A 21,407-nucleotide genomic window follows, 5' to 3' on the forward strand; every position below is an offset into this window, starting at 1 on the left:
ACCTTTTTACCGGCCTGTATTTTGATCCGCATGTGCATCCGCGCTGCTTCCAAACCAAGTTATGACGCCAGGACGGGCCGCCAGAGGTAGTGAGAGAACATGAACGATAACGGCGGCCTGAAGCGCCCGGTCACTGGTGTGATCAAATGGTTCGATACGGCGCGCGGCTTCGGCTTCCTGTCGGTCATCGACGAAGACGGATGCGATGTTCTTTTGCACGCCAACGTTCTGCGCAATTTCGGCCAGAGCTCTGTTGCGGATGGGTCCAAGGTTGAAGTCATTGCGCAGGAAACCACGCGCGGGATGCAGGCGATCGAAGTCCTGTCGATCGAGCCGCCTGCAACCGGGGCGATGCCGCCGATCGCTGATCTCAGCTCGACCTTTGTCGAAGATGTCGAGCGCCTGCCGCTGCTGCCCGCGCGGGTGAAATGGTTCGACAAGGGCAAGGGCTTCGGCTTTGCCAATGTTTTCGGTCAAAAGGGCGATATTTTCCTGCATATCGAAGTGCTGCGGCATTGCGGTTTCGCCGATCTCGCCGTGGGCGAGGCCATTGCGATCCGCATCGTCGATGGCCGTCGCGGGCTGATGGCCGCGCAGATTCTCGCATGGGATCGCGTGCTTGAAGAAGAGAAACCGGCCGCGGGCGCCGTGCCTTTGCTGCTTAAACCGCGACTGGTTGCGGGCGTCCTTTGATCCGCGCCCTCGCGCTGGCCGTGCCGCTGCTGGCGGTCTTGACCCCGCCTGTCGGGGCTGTTTCTTTTACCTGTAGTCCCGATAAGGTCGTTTTCGCGACGCTCGACGGGGCAACCTCGATTTCCGTCGAAATCGCCGATACCGAGGCCGAGCGGGCGCGCGGCCTGATGTTTCGCGAACATCTCGGCGAGAAGGAAGGGATGCTCTTCATCTATGACAGCCCGCGACCTGTGGCCTTCTGGATGAAAAATACGGTGATCCCGCTCGATATGGTGTTTCTCGACGCACGGGGGGTGATTCGGTTGATTCACTCCAATGCGCGTCCCCATGACGAGACCCCGATCCCCGGCGCCGCGCCGGGCGACGATGATCCGGCCCGGCTGATGGTGCTCGAACTCGCTGGCGGAGAGGCCGCGCGGTTGGGCCTTGAGCCCGGCATGGGCATGGCCTCAACCCGCCTGCCGCAATCCGGCGCGGTTCTGCCCTGTCCTTAGGATAAGCGCGTCATTTGATGACGATTTAGCTTCCCCCGCGACGGCTCAACGGCTAAGAGTGCCAGAGTTCGGGGCGTAGCGCAGCCTGGTAGCGCGACGGTTTTGGGTACCGTAGGCCGGAGGTTCGAATCCTCTCGCCCCGACCACAATTTAGCTGACATTTTGACCTCCGGTTTGCAGCTTGGTTTGCAGGATTTTCCGTTTTTCCGCCGTCTGTAGCTTTTCGGCGAGGCTGTCGCTCATGTCTGCGGAGAGCGCGACATAGCGCTCGATGACCTCGGAGGCGTGCTTGAGCGACCAGCCCATATGCGTGGCGATTTCCTTCAGGTCGGCGCCTGCCTCGAGTAGCCGCGTCGCGGCGGTTCCCCGTGCGTCATACAAACGCAGTTCTTTGCGAATCCTCAGGCGGTCCCGCCATTCGCTCACGGCGTCGCCGAGGTAGTTCTCGTGCTTGTAGGGTGCGCCAGATTGGGTAGCGATCAGCGTGCTTTGGTCTGCCGGAACCTCTGAAAGGATGGCCGCCATCCCTGCGGTAACGGGGATGGACGCGAGCCGCTGGCGTTTGCTCGTGCGAATCACGATGCGATACCCATGTGGTGTCCGGTGGACGTGATCACGCGTCAACTCGGCGAGGTCGCCTGGGCGTAAGCCGGTTTCAAGCGCAATCGCGAGGATCCGCCAGACATGAGGTGGCGAACCAATTCTGAAGCGTTCGATCTCGTCTGGCGTCCAGAAGATCTCCGATCGATTGCTCTTGTAGACCGATTTGACCTTCTGCAGATGGTGATGGCGGAGGGTGCCGCGATCGTGCGCATAGGCGACCAGCCTTTGCAGGTGCCGGATTCGGTCATCCCCGACCTTGCCGCCGATTTTGTCCCGCCAGTCTAGGGCTTGAACGCGAATGCGCGGGTCGTCAAAGGCGGCCAAGGGGGCGTCACCAAACTTGCGGTCGATCCCGTTCTTGTCGTGATAGAACGATGTTTTCATGTCGCTTTGGGTGCGCGGGGCGAGGCCGCCAAAATCAGGGCTGTCAAGGAAGCGGAGAATGATCGATCGAAATTTGCCTGTAGCTGGCGAGGCGCTCGATCCGGCTGCGGAAAACGCAGCGACATACTCCGGCGAGCCAACCGCAAACGACATGCTGTTGTCCCAGAATTTGACCGCCCCTCTGCCGCGGCCAACGTAGTGGTGTTCGCGGTATTCGCCTGTTGCGAGCTTCTTTCTGACCTTGTTGATCCCCTTAAGGACGATCCTAGTCATCTTGTCCGAACCATTCGTCTACGTCGCTTCTGTTTTTCTGTAGCGCTTCAGGGAGGATGCGGATCGTTCCCTCCGCAGTGACCTCGACGATCGCGCGATTGTCGATCTCCCGTGCTGCGCGAATCGCACGTTTGATTTGCGCCTCGGTGAAATTCGCGCGTCTCCCCATCACCCAACCCTCCTGTCTTCCTTGATGACCAGATGCTGGCAGTTGGCGCTGACGATGGCGGCGGCGACGGGTGGGCAAACGCTGTTGCCGCAGCAGCTGACCTGAACGTCTTTCGGAAAGGCGCGCCAGTGAGGCTCGTCGCTGTCCAGCCCCTCCCAGACGCCCTCAATGACATAGTCCTTCGGAAAGCCCTGCGCAGTGAACAGCTCACGCGGGGTTAGCATCCTCATGCCGATATCGACCACTACAAAGGTGTCGCCGTTCAGATCGAGGGTAACGAATTCGCCGCCCTGCCATGCCCCATGTGCGCGCAGGAATTCGGACACGGCCCGCGCACGGGCCCGATGCTCGGGGCCGAAGGGCGGCGCTGCCAGCTCGGCCTGCATATGGGCCATGCGGTCCTTGACAGTGATCGTGTGGCAGGGCTCGTCCGCCCGCGCGCCATCGCCAGTGCCGTAGTATTTCGCGAACCATGCCGCGACCGGGGTCTGATGACTGCCAGATGCGGCGATGGTCGATATCGGTTGGCCGATATCGTGACCGGCATGGGCCTCCATGCGGGGCCCGCCGTTGTGCTGGGCGAGGAAGGCCGCGAATGGCGCGTGCTTGGCACCGCCTGCAACCACCGTGCCGAGTGGCGCGCGGATATCGAGCGCGCGGGGGGCTTGGCCCTCGCGCTCGCCATAGCCGGTCTGAATCATCGAGGCGGCGATCAGTGTCAGACCTGCGCCTCCAGCGGTGATCGTATGAGTCGGATCATCCGCGCCCTGCCAAGGCTTCTGGCTGTTGCGCATGGTTGCGAGGAAGGGGGCGATCACCGCGTGCTGGATCCCGCCCACGGTGACGGTGCCCAGAGGGTCAGCCAGCGGGTATTCCCGCCGTCCACCGCTGTCTCCGTGGGCGATGCTGGCCAGATAGGGAGCGAGCACGCCAAGGGGCGCCGCGCCGCCCGGCTTCTTGATCCAGCTGTTGGCGGTGATCGTCGCCAGCGGGTCGCGCAGGTCCTGGCCGGTTGCGCCGGTATTGAAGCGCTGTAGGCTCGGCGCGATCAGGGCGCTATGCCCGCCGCCGGCAAGGACGGTCGGATGCGGCGCTTCGATGGTGCTGGCACGGCGCGCCGTCCCTTTGAGGCTGAGCAGATTCGGTGCAACCAACGCTTTTTCGCCGCGGTGGGCGCCTGTGATCGTCTTGATCGGCTGGGCCAGATCCTCGACCCGGCCGCCGTGGGTCAGGTTCACGAGGAAGGGGCGTTCGGCCTCGAGCACATAGCGCTTCATCCCGCGGGCAATCCGCGCCAGCGTGTTCGACGCGAGCGGTCGCACGGCGCGAAGCGAATGCTTCTCCATGATCTCGGCCGCGCTGTCGAAGATGCTGGGGCACGGCAGCGACCAGTCTATGCATTCGGCGGCTGACCGCCACGGCAGGAGCTTGCCCTTCCGCACCTCGGAGGATTGGGGATCGCCATGGGTCGGTTTCGGCCAGGTGATTGGCCGACCATCACGCCGGGCCACCATGAAGAACCTCTTGCGGATCGTGGGCGCGCCATAATCGCAGGCGCGCAATTCCCGCCATTGCATCCGGTATCCGGCCCTTTTGAGGCGGCGCGACCAACGCTCGAACTCGATCCCGGCCAGTTCCTTGATGGGCTGGCCGTTGTTGTCGATCGGCCCCCAGCTGCGGAATTCCTCTACGTTTTCGAGGCAGATCACGTCAGGCTTGGCGAACTCGGCCCATTTGACCACGACCCATGCCAGATCGCGGATGTTGCGGTCGCGCGGCGCGCCACCTTTGGCCTTCGAGAAATGCTTGCAGTCCGGGCTGGCCCAGAGCAGACCAACATGGCGGCCTTTGGTGACGCTCAGCGGCTCGACATCCCAGATATTGCTGTCGAGATGCAGCGTTTCGGGATGATTGGCGGCATGCAGTGCCAAGGCCTTTTCGCTGTGATTGATCGCGACATCGGGCGAGCGGGCGAGCGCAAGCTCGATCCCGGTCGAGGCGCCACCGCCGCCGGCAAAGCTGTCGATGATCATGGGCAGGTGCGGCTGATAGGTCATGCCTTGGCCTCCGGATAGCAAACGCGGCATGGCAAATAGGCCAGGGCGGTGTAGTCATCGGCTCCGGTGCCAAGGCAAACTCCGCATTCCGGGTCTGGCCCAAAGAGAAGGCTGATCTGGCAGATCGCACCCTCCACTTTTCGGGCAAATCCATGCGTGTCGCTTTCGTCATGCGTCCAGGTCACTGGCGCGCCGGGGACCTCGGGCAGCACGATCTCGATGCCGCGGTGGGTAAGGGGTTTGTGGTCTTGCATCTTGCGTCCTGTGAGATGGCGCTCGGGATGCTGGCCCGCGCGGGGCCAGTCACCGGAGGGTCGATTAGGGGTTCAGGCAAACCGCCCCATGTAGAAAGGCAGGCCGGTTTCCTCAGATGCGGTGAGTGCGATTTGCGTGAAGTGCGCGCGGCGTTGGTATTCGACGCGATGCCATTGAAATCCGAGACCAACCGCGCCGCCACCCATGGCGCGCCAACGGAAAAGGCAGCTCAGTTCTTCTGGCTGCTCGCCATTGTAGATCGGAATGGAGAGCGTGAACTTCTCGGGGATCACGACGCCGTTCTGGACCTTGGTATCGGTCTCGAAGACCAGCTTGCGGTCGCCGTTGTCCAGGCGCAGGGCGGATTTGTAGGTTTGTCCGACCGTGGCCTCGAAGTCGCGGCTGATCTCGATCATGGTCGCGGCTTCGGGATGACCGATGTCGACGCTGTTCTCTTCGAGGAAGCGCGCGAACTCGTCTTGGGGATGGATCTTGCCCTCCATCGCATCCCAGCGGGCAAACTCCTCCGAGGGGCGCAGCTTTAACGTGACGGCATGGGCGTTGTAACCGGGGGCGGGGAAGTCTTCGCCAAGGTTATGCTCGTGCCAGTCAAGGCGTGCCGACACGGTGAGCGCGTCGAAATCCGCAATGATAACCGAGCGATCAGATTTGAAGCGGTTGGCATAAGCTGAGAGCGATGCGCGATCATCGACCGTGACCGCTTGCTGGACCCGCGAGGGAAGCCGGTTCGGGTCGGAAATGTCGAGTAGGCTGAAACTTTTCGGCAGCGCAGCGTATTCACGGCCGTCCTGGCCGAAGATGGTCGGCGCCGCGATGCGTGCGGCCTCCAGAACGGTTTCGAGGGCGCTGCGTGGATCCGCGGCAAGCGCGGTGACTTGGCCGAATTGTTCGGAGCTTTGAGACATGGTTGGTCCTTTCGGGTTGGGAAGGGGTCAGACGTCGATCGCGCGTCGGCGTTCGAGCTCGTCTTCGAAATCCATCTGGTTGGGATCGCGGCGGGTAAGGCGGCCATCATCGGTGGCGAAGTAAATGCCGGTTCCCATGCTTCGGGTCGGTTTCTTGATCGAGATGTCGGGCACGACTTCGAGCTGGCCGGCTTTGTTGACCTTGATGCCGACCTTCATGGTCAGGCTGCCGCCATTGCCGGTTTCGCGGATCGCCTCGATCAGCTCGGAGAGCTTGTTGTCTCCGGTTTCCAGCAGTTCGCCACGGCGAAAGCTCTGGATGAATTCGAGGAAGTTGAGTTCGTTGCGCGCCATGGCGGTTGCCTCTGTGCAGGTTGCAATAGGGGGACGGGATGCCGGTCCGCGCGGGACCGGTCACCGGAGGGTCAGGCTTTCTTGGCACGCCAACCGATGGTGGCACCGCAGCCGAAGATCGCGAGGGATGCGATCAGATCGAATGCTGCGGGGAGGATCACCTGCGCGATGATCGCAGCTGCGGCGATGCCAAGCGCGGATGGTAAGCTAAGGTGCTCGATCATGCGGCTAGCCGCGACAGGTCGATGCCCAGATCCTTTGCCACGGAATCCAGAACCTTCTGCTCTTCTGGTGCAATCGATCCGTCTGCCTCCGCAACATCGAGCATGGTCAGCACAACGGCCTCTGCCATCTCGGCATCTTTGGCGACCTCGCTGATTTCCTTGCGCAGCCCCGCGCGACCGACGCGCCCGCCGCCTGCGCGATCCAGCATGGAATTGATCGTCTTCTCGATCACCTGGGGCTCAAAGCCCTGTGCGAGCACCTTATTTGCCTTCACGGCTTTGACGGTCGCGCTGACTTCGTCGTCACCAATCTCGCCGTCAGCAGCGGCCACGAGTGCTGCACCGGCACAAACGGCTTCGAGATAGTCGGTCCGGCCAGAGAACTTCTGGACGACAGCCTCTGCCTTCTTGCCAAAGAGCTTTCCAAGCATCTGATTTCCTTTTCCTTGTGAATGCCCGGAGCCGCCGGGCGCGGTTCTGTTGGGAATGTTGCCCCCGAGGGCCCTATCCACCTCGGGGGCTTCCATCCGCGTCAGGGAGGGGGAGACGCGGTTGGAATTGGCGCCGCCGGGGCTGCCATCCCGGCGGCTCTGCTGCGCTCAGTTGGTGGGCTGGGCGGGGCAGGTTTCGGGTTCGGATTTGGCGGGGCCGAATTCGGCGTGCAGCGCTGCGATGATTGCTGCCGTGACGCGATGCGCGGTGTCTTCATCCAGCACATGCGCAGCGACCTGCAGGATGTGGAGACCGGTCAGATTATCGACGATCCAGCCGTTACTCGACATGCGAAACCGGGCCGCCATCACAGCGCCCCCTCGGCGATCTGGCTGTTCGGCGCGGTTATCGCGGTGATAATGGCGCTGCCCAGAGCGCTGTCGCGCAGCCCCGGGACCTCGTGCAGCGCGCGCCGCAGCAGGTCCTCGGTGATCAGCATCCGAACTGCCAGCATCGGCAGTTGTGCGGCAAACTCGGGGCCCATGAGCTGGGTGGGTGAGGTTGTCGACATCAGCGCATCCCCTCGACCAGCTGCTCGATCGAGCGTCCGCGCGTTTCCAGTGAGGTCGGCGCGACGAAGGCCCGCGCGTCCGCCCAGCTGATCGCGCTGCCCGCGACATGCCAAGCTGTGACGATGATGATGACAGCGGAAATGGTTGCGGCGACCAGTGCTACCGCGCGGATCGCGCCGGAGAGCATGGCGCCGATGCGCGGGGCGGGGCGGGCGGCTGCTTTGGCCGGGTGGGCAAGTGCGATCATGCTGCGCCCGCCTTCCGGAGCAAGCGCAGCGCAGCGTTCACGCGGCTGGCGTGGTTCCGGCTGGCGTGGTTCCGGCTGGTGTCTTTCAGGATCGCGATCGCACGGGCGGTCAGCGTCTCCGGCTCAAGACCGGCGTCCGCCTCGGGCATGGCGAGATCTCGGACAGACAGGACGGTGGGAATGTGCATGTGCGGGCTCCATCCGGTTGGGGATGGATTCATTATGGGGGAATAATCCCTCATGTCAATCACTATAGGGGAATAATCCCCCAGTTGAGATTGATCGACCGATTCGCGCCTGCTACCCTGAGGTCAGGGTGGTCCGCGTTGCTTGCCTCGCTCGCGCCGGGTCGCGGCGTATGAAAGAGCCCGCCGGTTGGGGCGGGCTGGGTGGCTGAGGGGGCGGCCTCTAGCCGATCCGGCGGATGATCACGCCGCTTCCTTCGATCCTGAAAACCTTGGCAACCTCATCAATCGGAGTGGCAGTTGTATTGCCGTCGATAGAATACGAGACCTCGTTAGAACTTACCGTCATCCTGACGTGATGAATGCCGCCGAAAACGTCTTCGCACAAAAACACTTCTGAAATGGGCTTCAAGCTATTCAAGTCCTTCTGGTTCAATATGCTCAAACGCGCCCAACCTTCCGGTAGGACGCGCTTAACATCGACAGTAACTCGCTAAAAACTGTCAGCTCAATACCCGCGTCACGGGCTGAGTTATGTGCTCAAGGGCACAGAGGGGCGGGGAACGTACGCGACGTCACTTGGAGCCCAGCCTGAAATGCAAAGTAATCCGGTTGGATCGAGCAGGGATGATGACAGGCTTTAGTCTTCCCACTCATCCACTGGCTTAGTCAGCTTGCGCGCCCAACTCTCCAGCATCCGAGCTGCGCCAAAGTCGCCATGCCGGTTCCGTTCATCGGCAGCCATCTGAAGGAAGCGTGGCATGTCGCCCAGATCAATCGCTCCGGGCTGCTCAGTTTGTAGTCGCAATAGCCCCAGAACGACGCGAGTCGCCGCAGCCCATTGGTCAGCGGTTTCGGGCAGGGGCGCCATCAGATCCGCTCCACCATCTCCGCAGGAAGCGCCAGCATCACGCGCGCTGCCCATTTGATCCTGACATTGTGCATATTTTCAGAATTCGTATTGAGTGAGATGAGGTGGAAAAGGCCCGGCTCGACGCCGCGCTTGACCTGCTTGACCCAAACCATACCGGCGTCATCTTCCACAACGCAGATGCGACCAATGTCCTCTTCTGGAACGCCTTCATGGGTATGGCGAGTATAAAACAGCACATCGCCCGGCTGATACATCGGAGCCATGCTGTCGCCCTCGACCTCGACGGCGACGATTCCTTTTGGGGCTCCGTTGCGCGTGAATTGCGCTGGCGCTGCGACATGAAAGAGCCCGTCGCCCTTCTCGTAAGCATCGACCAGCGGGACATTCGCTCCAGCGCCGACGTGACCAGCGACGGCTATTGTCTGGTGGTCGATTGGCGAAAGTTTTCCAAGGTAGAAATCGTCAAGGGTTACGCCGAAGGCAGCGGCAACCCTCATCGCATCATCTACGTTCGTCTTCTGGGCCTTGCCTTGCTGTAGGCTTTTTAACTGTTCGTAAGATACGCCAGCCGCCATTGCTACGCTGCGCAATGATCTGCCAGTCCTATTGAGGGCTTGTTCCAGAGCTTGCTTAAAGGTGGTTTCCATAGAGGGGAATATATCCCCGCGGAGCGCGCCGAGCATGGCGGAAATACCCCCTTGATCAATGGGGGAATTATCCCCTACATTGCGTGCATGGATCAGCTCATCGCCGAAATCGAAGTCTACACCGCCGCGCGAGGCATCTCACCGCAGAACCTTCTGCGCAAGGTGATCAACGCGCCTTGGGGGCAATGGCAGAAATGGAAGGACGGCACGTCCAGCCCGACCATGATCATTGCCGACAAGCTGCGCGATTTCATGGTTGCCAACCCAGCGGTTGAAACCCCCGAGGACGCGACATGAGCCTTCGCCCTGCCGCATCCTCTCTCCGTTCTGATGATCGTCCTTCTGCACGGGGACACAACAGCACAGGACTTTCTGAAATGTCTTTCCGAAAATGCAGCGGCGAGGAAGCCGAGCGGGCATGGTTTGCCAGCTTGCTCTGGCGCGCCTTCCCAGAGGCGCAATCCGAGAACGATCTGGCGGAACGTGCAGCTGAGGTCCTGACCTCGGATCGTCGCCCGGTCACCTCGCGCACCGTGCGCAACTGGCTCCGCCGGGAGAATGCCCCGCATTTTCGCTATGTGCTGAAGGTCGTCGCCTTGGTCGGTGCCGAAGCGGTGTTTCAGATCATCGATCCGGAGGCGGAATGATGCGGGTGCTCTGGCGCATGGCGCAGCGATATTACGCGGCCCGGCATCGTCGGGCGCTTCGGGTGGCGGATCGCTCCGCTGCCGATGCCGAATGGTTCAAATCGCAGTCGGAAAGATTTTTCCAACGGATCAAGGGCGCAAGCCGCGAATAACCCGGAGATTTTGCGGCCCTCCGGTTTCGTCACCGCCCAGCCTGTCCGGCTCCGGTGACCAACTGCGGGGCGGTAGCTGCTCGCGCCGCCCCGCCTTTTCTCAAACAAACGCGAATGCGCATGAGGGACGGATCAGATGTATATTGCTTCTTCTCGCACAGCCGATGAGCGCGACCTCGCGATCCTGCGCCGCGCCGTGAGCGGTGACAGCTATTCCGAGATCAGCCGCGATTACGGTAAAAGCGCCTCCTTCTCTCGCGTGCTGATCGCACGGATCCGGGATGCAGGCATCCGCGAGAGCGGCGAGGCGGCCAGCGTCGTGATCGCAGGCTATCCGAAGGCCCGCCTCAATGGGTAAGCGATCGAGTTTCCCGCGGCGCGCGACCGTATCACCCGGGCCTAAACGTCGCCCTGGACCTGCGCCGGGTGTCTATCCGTGGCAGGGGCGCGACTATTACGGCATGCGCGCAGTTGCGGCAGCCGCTGGCGTCAGTTGTCAGACCGTTGTCCACCACCTTGACCGTCATGGCAATCTTGACCGCCTCGGCTGTGGGCCGGTCTGCAACTGGAAGCCCGGCGCACATAAACGCCAGGTCTCGGTCGGCAGTCACAGCTGGCCGTCGATTAAAGATTTCGCCGGGGCACTCTCTGTCCATCGCAGCACGGCATCAAAATGGCTGCGGCGTGGCGAACACGACCGGATCCTGTCTCAGCTGATGTTGGTCGATGCGCGAGCCGCGAAGAGAGGTGCCGCATGATCGCGCCGCGCCGAAATCTGCATCCGGTTGCTGTCGATGCTCTGCCGGAGTGCCCAATTCCGGCAGGGATCGAGCTCAAGAGCCACTACTTCATGCAGTTCCATCATCAGTATTGGGGCAATTGCGATTTTCGTCAGTTGGCGGACCGAGATTCGCGCTGCCTGGCGCTTGAGCTGATCTTTGCCGCGCAAAACCAGCAGCCGGTTGGGACGCTGCCGGAGGATCCCCGCATCCTTGCGGGTCTGGTTAATACCCCGGTCGATGAGTTCATTCGGATCTGCGAAAGGGAATATGGCCCCCTCTGGGAGTGGCGGCGGTGTCTTTGCGAAGACGGCACTGTTCGCCTTTACCATCTTGAAATGCACAAATGGGTGCAGGACGCGGCCAAAGCGACAGTCAGCTATAATGACAAGCTAGAGTCTGAGCGGGAGCGGAAGCGTCTCGCTCAGCTGCCTGATCAGATCGTGCGGGCGGGCGGCACGAAAGCCATGGCCGAAGATCATATCTATGTGCTGCGCCTCGACCAGTATCTTCTTGAGAACCACCCCAAGAAGCAACGCCGCCCAAATATCGTCCTCGACGCGATGGAGCAAATGGAACTGGCCGAAATCCGGGCCAGCGGCTGAACATCCCATTCTTTCCATTTCTTCCGGCGGAAGAAATTCGGAAGGAACCGGAAAGAACGCGGAAGGAATTCGGAAGAAATCAGAAGGAAATGGGAAGGTTTGCGCCGAGTTCCGGCCTGATTTCCTCCGAATTCTTCCGGACAGAGAAGAGAAGAGAAGAAATGAAAAGATAAGGAAAGGAAACTTAAGCGCGCAATCGAAAGGGCGCGCCTGTGGATAAGTCGGGACGTGCTGAGAATGAGGGTGAGATGAACAGCGAAGAACAGGCACAGGGCGAAAAGCGGGTTTTGCGGCTTCTGGTCGAGCCATTGAAGCGGCGCGGGTTGGCCAAGCCCTCGTCGCTGACCGTTGCTGACTTCGAGGAAATGGTCAGAGATATGTGCGCGCGGCTCGCCTATATGTCGGATGGCAGCCTGATGGCGCTCGAAGAGCAGGTCGCGGCAAGCCCCGGCGGCAAGGATCGCGATCGCTTCCCGATCTCGAACCAGATCCTGCAATGGGCTGGCGAGATCCAGCCGCCGGGCGACAGCGCTTCACCCTTGATCCGCGCCGTCTTTTCTCATGCCTGCGGCCAGACCGCGATCGCAGAAGGCTGGGCGCCCGAACTGCTGTTCGACTTGCGAAAGAACCGGCGCTGGCCGTCTGCTTGGGCGCTCGGCACCATTCGCGATGGCGCGGCGAGCACCTTGCGCCGCTATCGTGATCTCGAAGGCCGCCTGGCCCAAGAAGGTGAGCTCGGCCCGGTGGACCGGGACTGGTGGGATCGGCGCAACGCGGCGTTGCAGCGCTGCCGCGAAATCGGGGAAGGGGCAGGGGCATGACCGCGATGTTTCCGGTGCGGGCGGCGGTGCGCCAGATGACGATCCAGCAAGCGCTGGAGTGGGCTTTCGCCACCGAATGCGCACGGCTCGATTTTGACGAGCTCGGCGCAAAAGAATTTGAGCGACCGGGCCATGACATCATTTCGGTGATCCAACGGCGCGGCGAATTGGGCTGCACTGTGGATGGCGGGGGCTCAAGTGACCCGCATCCCGATGCCCAGATCATCGCGGCGGCGGTCGAGGCATTGCCGATCGAGGTAGGGGGGAGGCGGATGGCAATGATTGTCGCGGATCATGCCCGCGCTCGCAGTGCGCCGGATTGGCGCGAGAATGAGCGGGTCGGGATCGTGCCGTGCGGTTGGGAAATGACCGATGCTGGGGAATGGCTGGCGGCGATCCGGAAACTGCCCGAGGCGTCCTATTACTACCCTCGCGGTCGCAAGACCCTGACGTATCGGCCAGAGATTTGCCCGATCGGCTATACTGGATCGGCGGCGGTTTTGGCCGCGCGTCGTCGGGACTATCTGGGCTGGTATGGCGCGCTTCTTCATCTCAATGTCGATTTTATCGGCTGGCGCACAAACCGCGTCGAGATCATCGACGGCTTGCCGGACATGACCCCGTGGAAATCTTCTTGACTGCGACACGGCTTCCTTGACATAAGGGTCTGGCCATACATGCGCCCGGAGGAGAAAACCTCGCGGGCGTTTTTCATTTTGATGGGCATGTGAGCTTAAGGTTTCGAAGTCTTCTCATCCCGGTCCAGTAGGGCAGAGAAATCAGTGACCGACCCTTTGGTCGTATCTCGTTTTATGTAGAGTTCACCATAGGTGGCACTGCTTGCTTCATCGACAAAGATGCGGCCTGAGTAGTTGCCGATTGCGATTGGTTGACGTCCTTTTTGGACAAAAATGTACTTTTCTGCGTCTAGAGCTGCAGCGCTTACAAACAGCGGGCCAAAGGTTAGTTTGAAATCACTATCAGGCTCGAGGTCTCGGAACGTTAGCTCGCCCTGAAAGGGTCCGAAGCGACCCATTGAAAATTCAACTTGATAGAGTGGAAGCATCTCGCCGCTCGTGCTTTGTCTGGTCAGGAATCTTTGGTCGATTTTCGAGGGGCTCTTTTTTCTTGGGCGGGGAGGCGCCTCCTAGCTAACCATGGCTCAACAATTGCGACGAGCACGGCATGAGCGATCATCGCTGTAATGCCGGTGCAAACATATACAAGAAAGACGCCCTTCCAAGACACGCCGAGGCAGAGCGATATGAGTGCACAAATAAGTCCGCTTACGATACCGATGAAAACGGCGGCCATGACCGTGCTTCAATGACATAAAGTAATACCGATCAGTGTATCCTCGAAGGCGAGCGATTCGCTATGATTGAAATCGGAGGGTGAAGGGAGCTTGCGCCGCTATGCGCATGCTTGCATCGGAGGGATGACCGTAACATGCTCAATCTCGACGTTGACGACACGGCTCTTCAGGCCAAGCTGCGCCAGCTTTCCGAACGCCAGCTCAAATGGGCTGCGAAGGATGCGCTGGACAAGACGGCGGGGGATGTGCTTGCGGGCATCCATGCGCGAATGGATGGGGTGTTTGATCGCCCGACCCCGTTCACCAAGAGGGCCTTTGTGATCCAGAAGGCCCATACCGAACGGCTCGAAGCGGTGATCCACGAGCGCCCGCGCAATGCGGCACGCGATTACCTCAAGGTGCAGGAAGGTGGCGGACCGCGCCCGCCCACGGGCTTGGAAACGGTTCTGCGGTCGCGGTTGGCTTATGATGGCACGATCACCGCCGTGATGCCCGCACCCTTCGCCAAGCTGAACGCTTATGGCAACTGGGACGCGGGCGAGCGCAACAAGGTCATGTCGGGTCTGAAGGCGCAGCGCGATGCCTGGACAAACACGACGCTGGCGTCGCGCAAGCGCAAGCGGCGGAAGACGGGCTTCTTCGTACCGCAGGCCGAGAGCCGGCTGCCCAAGGGCGTGTGGATGCGCGAAGCCGATGGCACGATCTACCAGATCCTGCGGTTCACGCGGGTGGTGCCGCAGTACCAGCCGCGGCTCGGCTTTTATGACGGGGCCGAGGAAGCGTTCCGGCTGCGTCTGCCCGCGCATTTGCGGCGCGAGATCGAGGCACGGGTGGCGGGCCTGGCGGGTTCCTGAGCTGTTTCGCCGTCCTGTGTCGAAAATGTCACGCATCTCGGGTCCTTCCCGGCAAGGGTCTGCACGGGGGTAATTCGCGCCCTGTTACATTTATGCTGGCGATTTCAATAGCATGGTGCTGTTGCGGTTGCTGTTGTTCTTCATGAGGTTGCTATGTCGGAAGTCATCACGCTGTCAGATGGGAGCGTGCTCGATGTTGCACGCTATCCGCTGCCGGCCGGGGTGGAGGATGACGGCGCGCTCTTGAATCGAGCCCAGCTGGCCGCCGCATTCAGCGTCTCGGTCAATGCGATCACGGATTGGGTCAACAAAGGCATGCCGGTCATGTCCACCGGCCAAAACGGTGTGGCCTATGAGTTCCGCCTCTCCCATTGCTGGGCTTGGCGGCAGGATCGCGACGAGCGTGCGCGTGCCTCCAAGCTGCGCGGCGATCAGCTGGCCTCGCAAGCTGCGCTGGCGTTTCGGAACCTCGATGATGATCAGGCCGAGGCAGAGGCCGAACTGACTGCCGATGATCTGCGCAAATGGTCCGAGGCGGAATATCACCGCAACCGCGTGGCCGAGCAGCGGGGCGATTTGCTGCGCGCCGATCGCATGCGCGCGCTGGTCGAGGATATGTTCGTCACCTTCGGGGCCGAGATGGACACGCTGCCCGATTTTGCCGAGATGCAGTTCGGGCTTTCGGCGGCTCAGGTGGCGCAGTTGCAGGAGCGCTGCGACCAGATGCGGCAAGAGGTGCGTCGGTTGATCGAAGAGCGGCTCGGGCGCGGCGGCGCGGTGATTGCTCTGAGCGATCGCCAGGGGGAGATGGCGCTCTGATGGTGGACATGCTCGATCGCGGCATCGGCCAGCTCAGCCGCATCCCGCCTTTGCCGCCCTTCACGACGCCCGAGGAGGTGGTGGCCGACGCGTTGCCGTTGCTCGATGCGCCGAGCCGGATCACGGTGACGGATGCGGCCGAGCGCGCCTTGCGCGTGCCGGTTGCGGGCAAGTGGAGCGCCTATGACCGCAGTGTCACGCCCTATACGATCGAACCGCAGGACATCTCGCAGTCGCGCCGCTTCAAGGGGGTGGTCTTCGTCGGCCCCTCGCAAAGCGGTAAAAGCCAGATGCTGCTGTCAGTCTCGGCTCATGCGATCACCTGCGCCCCGGGGCCAGTGCAGCTGATCCACATGACGAAGACGGATGCGGATGCCTGGGTCGAGGAGAAGCTGGATCCGGCAATCTCGAACAGCCCGCTTCTGCAAGAGCGCTTGGGCAAGGCGCGCGAGGACAGCACCTTCAGCCGCAAGCGCTTTAAAGGGATGCGGCTCGGCATCGGCTATCCTGTGGCCAACCAGCTGTCCTCGCGCTCGCAGCGCATGGTGTTGCTGACCGATTACGATCATATGCCGCAACGGCTTGGTCCCAAGGATGCCCCCGAGGCCTCGCCCTGGGGCATGGCCTTGCAGCGGATCCGCACCTTCCTGAGCCGGGGCTGTGTCTTTGCGGAAAGCACGCCGGCCTTTCCGGTGGACGAGGACAAGGCGCGCGATGCCAATCCGCTCGAGCCGCATCTGATGCCGGCCACGACGGGCGGGATCGTCAACCTTTATAACGAGGGTACGCGCGCTCGCTGGTTCTGGGAATGCCTCGATTGCGCGGAGTATTTTGAGCCGACCTATGAGCGACTCAGCTATAACCGCGATCTTGACCCCGGCGAGGCGGGTGATCAGGCGCACATGGTCTGCCCGCATTGCGGCAGTGTGATCCATCATCGCCAAAAAGCGGAGATGAATCGTCGCGCGGGGCAGCGCCATGGCGGCTGGTTGCACGAGAGCCGCGAGGTCGACGAGGCGACGGGCAAACGCCGTTTGGTGCGCATCGATGATCCGGCGATCCGCAATACGCCTTTCGCCAGCTATGCGCTCAACGGCGCGGCGGCGACCTTTGCGTCATGGTCCGCTCTGGTCGAGCGCTACGAAACTGCGCGGCGCAAGATGGAGGAGGACGGCGACGATCTCGACTTTGCCGGTGTGCATTATACCGAGATCGGGGTTCCCTACCGGCGGGGGGGCGACGAGGATGACGATGCGCTGACGCTCGAGGATCTGCGCCGCAATCCGCTGCGCATTTCCAAGGGGCTGGCACCTGCCTGGGCGCGGTTTGTGACCGTCATGGTCGACGTGCAGGGCAACCGCTTCGAGGTCATGGTTATGGCATGGGGTGCGGAGGGTGAACGGGTCGCGATCGACCGTTTCGCGATCCATCAGCCTCCCGATGATGCGCCGCGGGCCAAAGGAGACGACGGCAAATATCGCGCGGTTGACCCGGGGCGCTATGCCGAGGATGCGGCGGTGATCGCCGAGCTTGCGGATCGGGTTTATCCGGTCGAGGGCGCGGAATGGGGCTTGAAGCCGCTTGCGGTGGTGATCGACTTCAATGGCCCTGCAGGTTGGTCGGACAACGCCGAGAAGTTTTGGCGCAAGCAGGCCCGCGCGGGGCGGGGCGGGCGCTTCTACCTCTCGATTGGACGCGGAGGTTTCAACCAGCGCGACCGCGTTTGGCATGAAGCCCCCGAGCGCGCCTCGGGTGGCGGAAAGGGGCGAGGTATCAAACTGCTGAATATGGCGGTCGATCGCCTCAAGGATTCGGTGACGGCGGCGCTCGGGCGCACCGATACCCCGATCAACGCCCAGCATGTCCCGGCTTGGATGGAGACGGAGCATCTTGCCGAGCATCTCGCGGAAAAGCGCGGCGCCAAGGGATGGGAGCTCAAGAAGGGGCTGATACGCAACGAAGGGCTCGACCATTCGGTACAAGCGCTCGCGCTCGCAGAACATCTCGGCCTCAACCGGGTCAATTGGGAAGTGCCGCCCGAATGGTGTGTGGCGGGGCTTCACAATCCGAATGCGGTGCAGCTCGCCCGGCCCAATCAGGCCGAGGGGGCGAGCGAGCCGCTTGAACAGGCGCGCCCGCGCCAGATCAACTTCCTCAGGAGGCGTTAAGCCCATGCCCTATACACAGGCTGACGCCGACCGGCTGCGGGCGGCGATCGCAAAAGGTGCGTCCAAAATCGAGCTGAACGGCGAAAAGGTCGAATTCCGCTCGCTCGCAGACATGCGCGAGACGCTGAACATGATCGAAAGCGACTTGGCCGGCGGGCAAAGGTCGGCCTTCCGCATCAGCTATCCCCGCGCAAGCCGGGGGCTGTGATGAATGTGATCGATCGCGTCGTCGGCTTTTTCAACCCGGAAGCCGGATTACGCCGCAGCCTGGCGCGTGTCCAAACGCACGAAGTGATGAACTATGATGCCGCGACGCGGGGCCGGAGGGCCTATGGCTGGAAGGCTCCGGCCAGTGCGGCCGATGCCTCGGCCTATGGCTCGCGCGCCCGGCTGCGCCAGCTCAGCCGCGACATGATCCGCAATCGCGCTTATGCCGCGCGAGCAAAGGATGTGGTGGTGGCCAACGTTGTCGGCGAGGGGGTGTCGCCCTCGGTGCGCAGCGATGACGCGGATACCAAGGTAACGGTAGAAGATCTGATCCGTCGTCACCTGCTGACCAATGATCTGGATTCGCTTGGGGAATATGACCTCTTCGAAATGCAGCAGATCTGCATGACCTCGGTCTTTTCTGATGGCGAGGTCTTGTTGCGACGGCGGTTGCGCAATACGCAATATGACCGCCATCTGACTTTGCCGTTTCAGATCGAGCTGGTTGAAGTCGATTGTCTCGATACCACGATCCAGTCGTGGGGCGACAATCTGGTGATCGAGGGCATCGAATACGGGCCGACCGGCGCGATCGAAGCCTATCACCTCTATAACGAGCACCCGGGGGCGGTGCGCCACCGCAAGGCGTTCGAATCCACGCGGGTGCATTGGTCGGATATCATCCACCTGCGTCGCTTCGACCGACCGGGGCAGTTGCGCGGGGTGCCGTGGCTTGCGCCGGTGATGATGACCTTGGGCGAGATCTCGGATTATCAGGAAGCGCAGATCCTCAAGCAGCGCATGTCCTCGCTGATGGCGATCGTGCTCAAATATCTCACCGGCGCGCCCCGCCCGGCCAAAGCGGGTGCAGGGCTCGAAGAGTTGGCACCTGGCGCTGTGGTCGAACTGCCCGAAGGCGCGGAGCCGGTGGTGGTGCAGCCGCCCACGGTCGAGGGCTATGACGAGTTCATGACCGTGGCCTTGCGCACCATCGCGGTTGGGATCGGGATCACCCATGAAGCGCTGACCGGCAATCTGCGGCAGGTCAATTTCTCCTCGGCGCGGATGGGTCGCAGCGAAATGGACCGGCTGGTGCGGATGTGGCAGCGCGGGTTGATCATCGCCCAAATGGGCGTCGGCATCGAGCGCTGGCTGCGCGACGGGATCCGCATGCTGCGGCTCAACCACGATCTGGACTTCCGGCTCGACTGGACCCCGCCGCGCCGGATCATGGTCGATCCGACGCGGGAAATCCCCTCGATGATCGAGGAGGTCGAGGCGGGGCTGAACAGTCGTCAGGGCGTCCAGCGCGAGCTCGGCCGCGATCCCGAGCGCATCCGCGAGGAGCGCAAGCAGGACATGGTGGCCGATCAGGCTGCCGGGCTGCCGTCTCCGGATCAAAGCTCTGCCGGCACAACCACGCCCCTTCCGCCCGATACCGGCGCGCATGCAGACGAGAAGGAAGAGATAGATGAAAACGGGACGTGACCTGATCGTCAATGGCGAGTTGATCCTGAGCGGCGATGTCATCGACGACAGTTGGCTCGGCTATATGTGGGCCGAGGATATTGTCTTCAGTCCAACCATGGTGCGCAATGCTTTGTCCGAATTGGGCGAAGGGCGCGTCACCGTGCGCATCAATTCGAACGGCGGGCATGTGAATGCGGGCGAGCAGATCCGCGCCATGCTGGCCGGTCATCCCGGCGGGTGCCGCATCATTGTCGAAGGCATTGCGGCTTCGGCTGCCTCGCTGATCTTCATGGCCGGCGCGGAGCGGCTGATGTCGGCGGGCTCGCACCTGATGATCCATGATCCGGCAGGTGCGATCTGGGGCAATGAAGAAGATGCGCGCCGCCATGCCGACCAGTTGGCGCTGATCGCGACCACCTATGCCGCGGTCTACGCCGTCGCTTCGGGCAACAGCCCGGAAGACGTGCGGGCCCTGATGAAGGCGGAGACCTGGTACGGCCCCGATGCCGCCATTGCAGCGGGATTTGCAGATGCGGTGGCAGATGCCGCTCCGGCGGCTCCCGCGGAGCTCGTCACCGCTCAGGCAAGCTACATGGCTGCTTGCGATCAGCTGCGCATGCGGCTGGCGCGCCAACAAACCCCGGACCGGGCATCAGCTTCGGGCCGCCAACCTGCCGCTGAACGCGGTGCCACCCGAAAGGAGGCCAGCATGGCCAATGAGACGACCACCCCGACGCCGGCGGCAGATCCGGCACCGGCGTCCGCGCCGATCCCTGTGCCCGCGCCCGAGATGGCCGTGATGCACGGGCGCCAGATTGCCGATGCCGTGGAAGCTGATCGTACCCGTGCCCGCGATATCCGCGCCATGGCCGGCCCGTTCGTCAGCTCGGGGCGCTTGATGCAGGTCGATGTCGATGCCCTGATCGACGCCGGCACGCCCGCCAGCGATGCCAGCCAGCGCTTCATGGCAATCATGGCTGCGGCAGAGCCTGCGGGCCGCAGCGCGTCCCCGCGCAGCACTATGATCCGCGATGAGGGCGAGACCCGTACCGAGGGCATGATCGGCGCGATGATGGGGCAGACCGACGGGCCGGCGCAGGCGTTTCGCGGCATGCGTCTGCGCCATCTTGCCATGGAACTGTCGGGCAGCACGCGCGGCTACAGTGACACGGATGCAATCCGCCGCGGCATGCGCGCCACCACTATGATGGGTGGTGCTTTCGGGGTCAGCGATTTTTCCTATATCACCACCGAGGTGATGAACCGCAGCCTGCAGGCGGCTTATGTCCGCCGCGCGGCAACCTGGCAGCTCGTCACCGGAGCAGCCTTGACCGCGACCGATTTCCGCGAGCTGCATTCGGTACGCTTCGGCGGTGACTTCGCTCTGAAGAAGGTGAAGGAAAACGGCGAATATGAGTCGGCCACTCTGGCTGACGAGGCCGAGGGGCTGAAGGTCGAGCGGCGCGGGCGCACGATCAAACTGACCTTCGAGGCGGTCGTCAACGACGATATGGGGGCCTTCCAGCGCATTCCGACCGAATTTGCCATGGCGGCGCGCACCATGGAAAACAGCATGGTCTGGGCGCTGATCCGCGCGAATGCGCGGCTCAAATCCGACGGCAAAGCTTTGTTCCACGCCGATCATGGCAACCTCGGGACGGCGGGCGCGATCTCGGCGCAAACCGTTGCGGCGGCGCGCAAGGCGATGTGGGAACAGCGCGCGTTTGGTTCGAAGGACAGTGACGATTTCCTGCAGATCGAGCCGGACCGCCTGATCGTGCCGCCGGCACTCGAACTTGTGGCTTTGCAGTTCGCGCAATCGACCACACCGGCGGAAGACGGCAAGGTCAATCCGTTCAAGTCCAGCCTGCAGCCGAGCGTCGTCCCGAACCTCGGCGCGGCCGCCGGCGGCTCCGACACCGCCTGGTATCTGGTCTCGAGCGATTTGCCTCCGATCGCGCATGCCTATCTCGAAGGCTACAACGCCCCCACCGTCCAGACGATCGAGGGTATGAACCCCGATGCGGTGGTCATGAACGCCCGCCACATCTTCGGCGCCGCCGCAGTTGAGCACCGCGGGGCTTACCGCACGCCCGGGGCGTGAACAGAGCGCCCCGGACCTGACGAAAGGGCGGCATCGGGCCGCCCTTCGTCGTTTTGATCCCCATTTCCGAAAGGACG

General features: G+C 62.3%; 30 protein-coding genes and 1 tRNA gene. 15 read left to right on the plus strand and 16 right to left on the minus strand.

Annotated elements, in window-relative coordinates; genetic code table 11:
- The first annotated feature begins 99 nt into the window (after positions 1–99).
- The 3 genes from JCM7686_RS03645 (at position 100) to JCM7686_RS03655 (ending at position 1,333) form a co-directional block, all read left to right on the plus strand.
- On the plus strand, positions 100–693 hold the full coding sequence (locus JCM7686_RS03645; protein WP_020949517.1) for a cold-shock protein: 594 nt from the start codon (positions 100–102) through the stop codon (positions 691–693).
- Positions 690–1,187: a DUF192 domain-containing protein gene (locus JCM7686_RS03650; protein ID WP_041527098.1), complete on the plus strand. Its 498-nt coding sequence runs from the start codon at positions 690–692 to the stop codon at positions 1,185–1,187. Before JCM7686_RS03645 ends, JCM7686_RS03650 begins: the two co-directional genes overlap by 4 nt.
- 69 nt (positions 1,188–1,256) lie before the next feature.
- A tRNA-Pro gene (locus tag JCM7686_RS03655) sits at positions 1,257–1,333 on the plus strand.
- Positions 1,334–1,337: 4 nt separating this feature from the next.
- Here the strand turns inward: JCM7686_RS03655 and JCM7686_RS03660 are convergent.
- The 15 genes from JCM7686_RS03660 to JCM7686_RS03715 all read right to left on the minus strand — a co-directional run bounded on the left by JCM7686_RS03660 (position 1,338) and on the right by JCM7686_RS03715 (position 9,389).
- Positions 1,338–2,447 carry a tyrosine-type recombinase/integrase gene (locus tag JCM7686_RS03660; RefSeq protein ID WP_051201510.1) on the minus strand — a complete coding sequence of 370 codons (1,110 nt, stop codon included), beginning with the start codon at positions 2,445–2,447 and terminating at the stop codon, positions 1,338–1,340.
- Complete coding sequence (locus tag JCM7686_RS24625; RefSeq protein WP_158442335.1) at positions 2,440–2,616, minus strand: hypothetical protein; 177 nt, start codon at positions 2,614–2,616, stop codon at positions 2,440–2,442. Before JCM7686_RS24625 ends, JCM7686_RS03660 begins: the two co-directional genes overlap by 8 nt.
- A complete protein-coding gene (locus JCM7686_RS03665; RefSeq protein WP_020949520.1) occupies positions 2,616–4,673 on the minus strand; it encodes a DNA cytosine methyltransferase in 2,058 nt (685 codons plus the stop codon). Before JCM7686_RS03665 ends, JCM7686_RS24625 begins: the two co-directional genes overlap by 1 nt.
- A complete protein-coding gene (locus JCM7686_RS03670; protein ID WP_041527099.1) occupies positions 4,670–4,927 on the minus strand; it encodes a hypothetical protein in 258 nt (85 codons plus the stop codon). The genes JCM7686_RS03665 and JCM7686_RS03670 overlap by 4 nt, the downstream gene beginning before the upstream one ends.
- Positions 4,928–4,999: 72 nt before the next feature.
- On the minus strand, positions 5,000–5,854 hold the full coding sequence (locus JCM7686_RS03675) for a YfdQ family protein (protein WP_020949521.1): 855 nt from the start codon (positions 5,852–5,854) through the stop codon (positions 5,000–5,002).
- A gap of 27 nt (positions 5,855–5,881) precedes the next feature.
- Complete coding sequence (locus JCM7686_RS03680; RefSeq protein ID WP_020949522.1) at positions 5,882–6,208, minus strand: hypothetical protein; 327 nt, start codon at positions 6,206–6,208, stop codon at positions 5,882–5,884.
- A 71-nt stretch (positions 6,209–6,279) separates the two neighbouring features.
- Positions 6,280–6,432 (minus strand): hypothetical protein, encoded by a 153-nt coding sequence (locus tag JCM7686_RS24630; RefSeq protein WP_020949523.1) that lies wholly within the window; start codon positions 6,430–6,432, stop codon positions 6,280–6,282.
- On the minus strand, positions 6,429–6,959 hold the full coding sequence (locus tag JCM7686_RS03685) for a tellurite resistance TerB family protein (RefSeq protein ID WP_236635868.1): 531 nt from the start codon (positions 6,957–6,959) through the stop codon (positions 6,429–6,431). Before JCM7686_RS03685 ends, JCM7686_RS24630 begins: the two co-directional genes overlap by 4 nt.
- Positions 6,960–7,031: 72 nt before the next feature.
- Positions 7,032–7,232 (minus strand): hypothetical protein, encoded by a 201-nt coding sequence (locus tag JCM7686_RS03690; protein ID WP_041527100.1) that lies wholly within the window; start codon positions 7,230–7,232, stop codon positions 7,032–7,034.
- Positions 7,232–7,435, minus strand: a complete 204-nt coding sequence (locus JCM7686_RS03695; RefSeq protein WP_020949525.1) for a hypothetical protein — start codon at positions 7,433–7,435, stop codon at positions 7,232–7,234. Before JCM7686_RS03695 ends, JCM7686_RS03690 begins: the two co-directional genes overlap by 1 nt.
- Positions 7,435–7,683 (minus strand): hypothetical protein, encoded by a 249-nt coding sequence (locus tag JCM7686_RS03700; protein ID WP_020949526.1) that lies wholly within the window; start codon positions 7,681–7,683, stop codon positions 7,435–7,437. Before JCM7686_RS03700 ends, JCM7686_RS03695 begins: the two co-directional genes overlap by 1 nt.
- Positions 7,680–7,871 (minus strand): hypothetical protein, encoded by a 192-nt coding sequence (locus JCM7686_RS24270; protein WP_148292569.1) that lies wholly within the window; start codon positions 7,869–7,871, stop codon positions 7,680–7,682. Before JCM7686_RS24270 ends, JCM7686_RS03700 begins: the two co-directional genes overlap by 4 nt.
- A gap of 220 nt (positions 7,872–8,091) precedes the next feature.
- A complete protein-coding gene (locus tag JCM7686_RS03705; protein WP_148292570.1) occupies positions 8,092–8,280 on the minus strand; it encodes a hypothetical protein in 189 nt (62 codons plus the stop codon).
- Between the two features lie 228 nt (positions 8,281–8,508).
- Complete coding sequence (locus JCM7686_RS03710; RefSeq protein ID WP_041527102.1) at positions 8,509–8,739, minus strand: hypothetical protein; 231 nt, start codon at positions 8,737–8,739, stop codon at positions 8,509–8,511.
- Entirely contained in the window at positions 8,739–9,389 is a 651-nt protein-coding gene (locus JCM7686_RS03715) for a LexA family transcriptional regulator (protein ID WP_041527566.1), read from the minus strand. Before JCM7686_RS03715 ends, JCM7686_RS03710 begins: the two co-directional genes overlap by 1 nt.
- A gap of 51 nt (positions 9,390–9,440) precedes the next feature.
- Between JCM7686_RS03715 and JCM7686_RS03720 the strand changes: the two genes are divergently transcribed.
- The 6 genes from JCM7686_RS03720 (at position 9,441) to JCM7686_RS03745 (ending at position 13,031) form a co-directional block, all read left to right on the plus strand.
- Positions 9,441–9,686, plus strand: a complete 246-nt coding sequence (locus JCM7686_RS03720; protein ID WP_236635869.1) for a hypothetical protein — start codon at positions 9,441–9,443, stop codon at positions 9,684–9,686.
- Positions 9,687–9,766: 80 nt separating this feature from the next.
- Entirely contained in the window at positions 9,767–10,036 is a 270-nt protein-coding gene (locus tag JCM7686_RS03725; protein WP_041527103.1) for a hypothetical protein, read from the plus strand.
- Positions 10,037–10,324: 288 nt separating this feature from the next.
- Positions 10,325–10,546 carry a hypothetical protein gene (locus JCM7686_RS03730; RefSeq protein WP_020949531.1) on the plus strand — a complete coding sequence of 74 codons (222 nt, stop codon included), beginning with the start codon at positions 10,325–10,327 and terminating at the stop codon, positions 10,544–10,546.
- Between the two features lie 396 nt (positions 10,547–10,942).
- Positions 10,943–11,572: a hypothetical protein gene (locus tag JCM7686_RS03735; RefSeq protein ID WP_020949532.1), complete on the plus strand. Its 630-nt coding sequence runs from the start codon at positions 10,943–10,945 to the stop codon at positions 11,570–11,572.
- Positions 11,573–11,820: 248 nt separating this feature from the next.
- Positions 11,821–12,393, plus strand: coding sequence for a hypothetical protein (locus JCM7686_RS03740; protein WP_041527104.1), 573 nt, complete (start codon positions 11,821–11,823; stop codon positions 12,391–12,393).
- The gene (locus JCM7686_RS03745) at positions 12,390–13,031 is read left to right on the plus strand and encodes a hypothetical protein (RefSeq protein ID WP_020949534.1); all 642 of its coding nucleotides are present in this window, start codon (positions 12,390–12,392) and stop codon (positions 13,029–13,031) included. The genes JCM7686_RS03740 and JCM7686_RS03745 overlap by 4 nt, the downstream gene beginning before the upstream one ends.
- Before the next feature lie 95 nt (positions 13,032–13,126).
- Here JCM7686_RS03745 and JCM7686_RS03750 read toward each other — a convergent pair whose 3' ends face one another.
- Complete coding sequence (locus tag JCM7686_RS03750; protein WP_148292571.1) at positions 13,127–13,459, minus strand: hypothetical protein; 333 nt, start codon at positions 13,457–13,459, stop codon at positions 13,127–13,129.
- 383 nt (positions 13,460–13,842) lie between these two features.
- Between JCM7686_RS03750 and JCM7686_RS03755 the strand changes: the two genes are divergently transcribed.
- The 6 genes from JCM7686_RS03755 to JCM7686_RS23290 all read left to right on the plus strand — a co-directional run bounded on the left by JCM7686_RS03755 (position 13,843) and on the right by JCM7686_RS23290 (position 21,330).
- Positions 13,843–14,562, plus strand: a complete 720-nt coding sequence (locus JCM7686_RS03755) for a hypothetical protein (protein ID WP_020949535.1) — start codon at positions 13,843–13,845, stop codon at positions 14,560–14,562.
- A 153-nt stretch (positions 14,563–14,715) separates the two neighbouring features.
- Positions 14,716–15,381, plus strand: a complete 666-nt coding sequence (locus JCM7686_RS03760) for a terminase small subunit (protein ID WP_020949536.1) — start codon at positions 14,716–14,718, stop codon at positions 15,379–15,381.
- Positions 15,381–17,549: a terminase gpA endonuclease subunit gene (locus tag JCM7686_RS03765; protein ID WP_020949537.1), complete on the plus strand. Its 2,169-nt coding sequence runs from the start codon at positions 15,381–15,383 to the stop codon at positions 17,547–17,549. The genes JCM7686_RS03760 and JCM7686_RS03765 overlap by 1 nt, the downstream gene beginning before the upstream one ends.
- Positions 17,550–17,553: 4 nt before the next feature.
- Positions 17,554–17,757 (plus strand): phage head-tail joining protein, encoded by a 204-nt coding sequence (locus JCM7686_RS03770; protein WP_020949538.1) that lies wholly within the window; start codon positions 17,554–17,556, stop codon positions 17,755–17,757.
- Positions 17,757–19,244 carry a phage portal protein gene (locus JCM7686_RS03775; protein ID WP_020949539.1) on the plus strand — a complete coding sequence of 496 codons (1,488 nt, stop codon included), beginning with the start codon at positions 17,757–17,759 and terminating at the stop codon, positions 19,242–19,244. Before JCM7686_RS03770 ends, JCM7686_RS03775 begins: the two co-directional genes overlap by 1 nt.
- Complete coding sequence (locus tag JCM7686_RS23290) at positions 19,228–21,330, plus strand: head maturation protease, ClpP-related (RefSeq protein ID WP_020949540.1); 2,103 nt, start codon at positions 19,228–19,230, stop codon at positions 21,328–21,330. The genes JCM7686_RS03775 and JCM7686_RS23290 overlap by 17 nt, the downstream gene beginning before the upstream one ends.
- Positions 21,331–21,407 lie beyond the last annotated feature (77 nt).

It is taken from the genome of Paracoccus aminophilus JCM 7686 (assembly GCF_000444995.1).
Taxonomy (GTDB): Bacteria; Pseudomonadota; Alphaproteobacteria; order Rhodobacterales; family Rhodobacteraceae; genus Paracoccus; species Paracoccus aminophilus.

Excerpts from the sequence above, each read along its gene's own strand:
- JCM7686_RS03645 (WP_020949517.1), top strand. The coding sequence starts at position 100 with ATGAACGATAACGGCGGCCTGAAGCGCCCGGTCACTGGTGTGATCAAA.
- JCM7686_RS03660 (WP_051201510.1), bottom strand. The coding sequence starts at position 2,447 with ATGACTAGGATCGTCCTTAAGGGGATCAACAAGGTCAGAAAGAAGCTC.
- JCM7686_RS24625 (WP_158442335.1), bottom strand. The coding sequence starts at position 2,616 with ATGGGGAGACGCGCGAATTTCACCGAGGCGCAAATCAAACGTGCGATT.
- JCM7686_RS03665 (WP_020949520.1), bottom strand. The coding sequence starts at position 4,673 with ATGACCTATCAGCCGCACCTGCCCATGATCATCGACAGCTTTGCCGGC.
- JCM7686_RS03670 (WP_041527099.1), bottom strand. The coding sequence starts at position 4,927 with ATGCAAGACCACAAACCCCTTACCCACCGCGGCATCGAGATCGTGCTG.
- JCM7686_RS03675 (WP_020949521.1), bottom strand. The coding sequence starts at position 5,854 with ATGTCTCAAAGCTCCGAACAATTCGGCCAAGTCACCGCGCTTGCCGCG.
- JCM7686_RS03680 (WP_020949522.1), bottom strand. The coding sequence starts at position 6,208 with ATGGCGCGCAACGAACTCAACTTCCTCGAATTCATCCAGAGCTTTCGC.
- JCM7686_RS24630 (WP_020949523.1), bottom strand. The coding sequence starts at position 6,432 with ATGATCGAGCACCTTAGCTTACCATCCGCGCTTGGCATCGCCGCAGCT.
- JCM7686_RS03685 (WP_236635868.1), bottom strand. The coding sequence starts at position 6,959 with ATGGAAGCCCCCGAGGTGGATAGGGCCCTCGGGGGCAACATTCCCAAC.
- JCM7686_RS03690 (WP_041527100.1), bottom strand. The coding sequence starts at position 7,232 with ATGGCGGCCCGGTTTCGCATGTCGAGTAACGGCTGGATCGTCGATAAT.
- JCM7686_RS03695 (WP_020949525.1), bottom strand. The coding sequence starts at position 7,435 with ATGTCGACAACCTCACCCACCCAGCTCATGGGCCCCGAGTTTGCCGCA.
- JCM7686_RS03700 (WP_020949526.1), bottom strand. The coding sequence starts at position 7,683 with ATGATCGCACTTGCCCACCCGGCCAAAGCAGCCGCCCGCCCCGCCCCG.
- JCM7686_RS24270 (WP_148292569.1), bottom strand. The coding sequence starts at position 7,871 with ATGCACATTCCCACCGTCCTGTCTGTCCGAGATCTCGCCATGCCCGAG.
- JCM7686_RS03710 (WP_041527102.1), bottom strand. The coding sequence starts at position 8,739 with ATGGCGCCCCTGCCCGAAACCGCTGACCAATGGGCTGCGGCGACTCGC.
- JCM7686_RS03715 (WP_041527566.1), bottom strand. The coding sequence starts at position 9,389 with ATGGAAACCACCTTTAAGCAAGCTCTGGAACAAGCCCTCAATAGGACT.
- JCM7686_RS03725 (WP_041527103.1), top strand. The coding sequence starts at position 9,767 with ATGTCTTTCCGAAAATGCAGCGGCGAGGAAGCCGAGCGGGCATGGTTT.
- JCM7686_RS03730 (WP_020949531.1), top strand. The coding sequence starts at position 10,325 with ATGTATATTGCTTCTTCTCGCACAGCCGATGAGCGCGACCTCGCGATC.
- JCM7686_RS03735 (WP_020949532.1), top strand. The coding sequence starts at position 10,943 with ATGATCGCGCCGCGCCGAAATCTGCATCCGGTTGCTGTCGATGCTCTG.
- JCM7686_RS03740 (WP_041527104.1), top strand. The coding sequence starts at position 11,821 with ATGAACAGCGAAGAACAGGCACAGGGCGAAAAGCGGGTTTTGCGGCTT.
- JCM7686_RS03745 (WP_020949534.1), top strand. The coding sequence starts at position 12,390 with ATGACCGCGATGTTTCCGGTGCGGGCGGCGGTGCGCCAGATGACGATC.
- JCM7686_RS03750 (WP_148292571.1), bottom strand. The coding sequence starts at position 13,459 with ATGCTTCCACTCTATCAAGTTGAATTTTCAATGGGTCGCTTCGGACCC.
- JCM7686_RS03755 (WP_020949535.1), top strand. The coding sequence starts at position 13,843 with ATGCTCAATCTCGACGTTGACGACACGGCTCTTCAGGCCAAGCTGCGC.
- JCM7686_RS03760 (WP_020949536.1), top strand. The coding sequence starts at position 14,716 with ATGTCGGAAGTCATCACGCTGTCAGATGGGAGCGTGCTCGATGTTGCA.
- JCM7686_RS03765 (WP_020949537.1), top strand. The coding sequence starts at position 15,381 with ATGGTGGACATGCTCGATCGCGGCATCGGCCAGCTCAGCCGCATCCCG.
- JCM7686_RS03770 (WP_020949538.1), top strand. The coding sequence starts at position 17,554 with ATGCCCTATACACAGGCTGACGCCGACCGGCTGCGGGCGGCGATCGCA.
- JCM7686_RS03775 (WP_020949539.1), top strand. The coding sequence starts at position 17,757 with ATGAATGTGATCGATCGCGTCGTCGGCTTTTTCAACCCGGAAGCCGGA.
- JCM7686_RS23290 (WP_020949540.1), top strand. The coding sequence starts at position 19,228 with ATGAAAACGGGACGTGACCTGATCGTCAATGGCGAGTTGATCCTGAGC.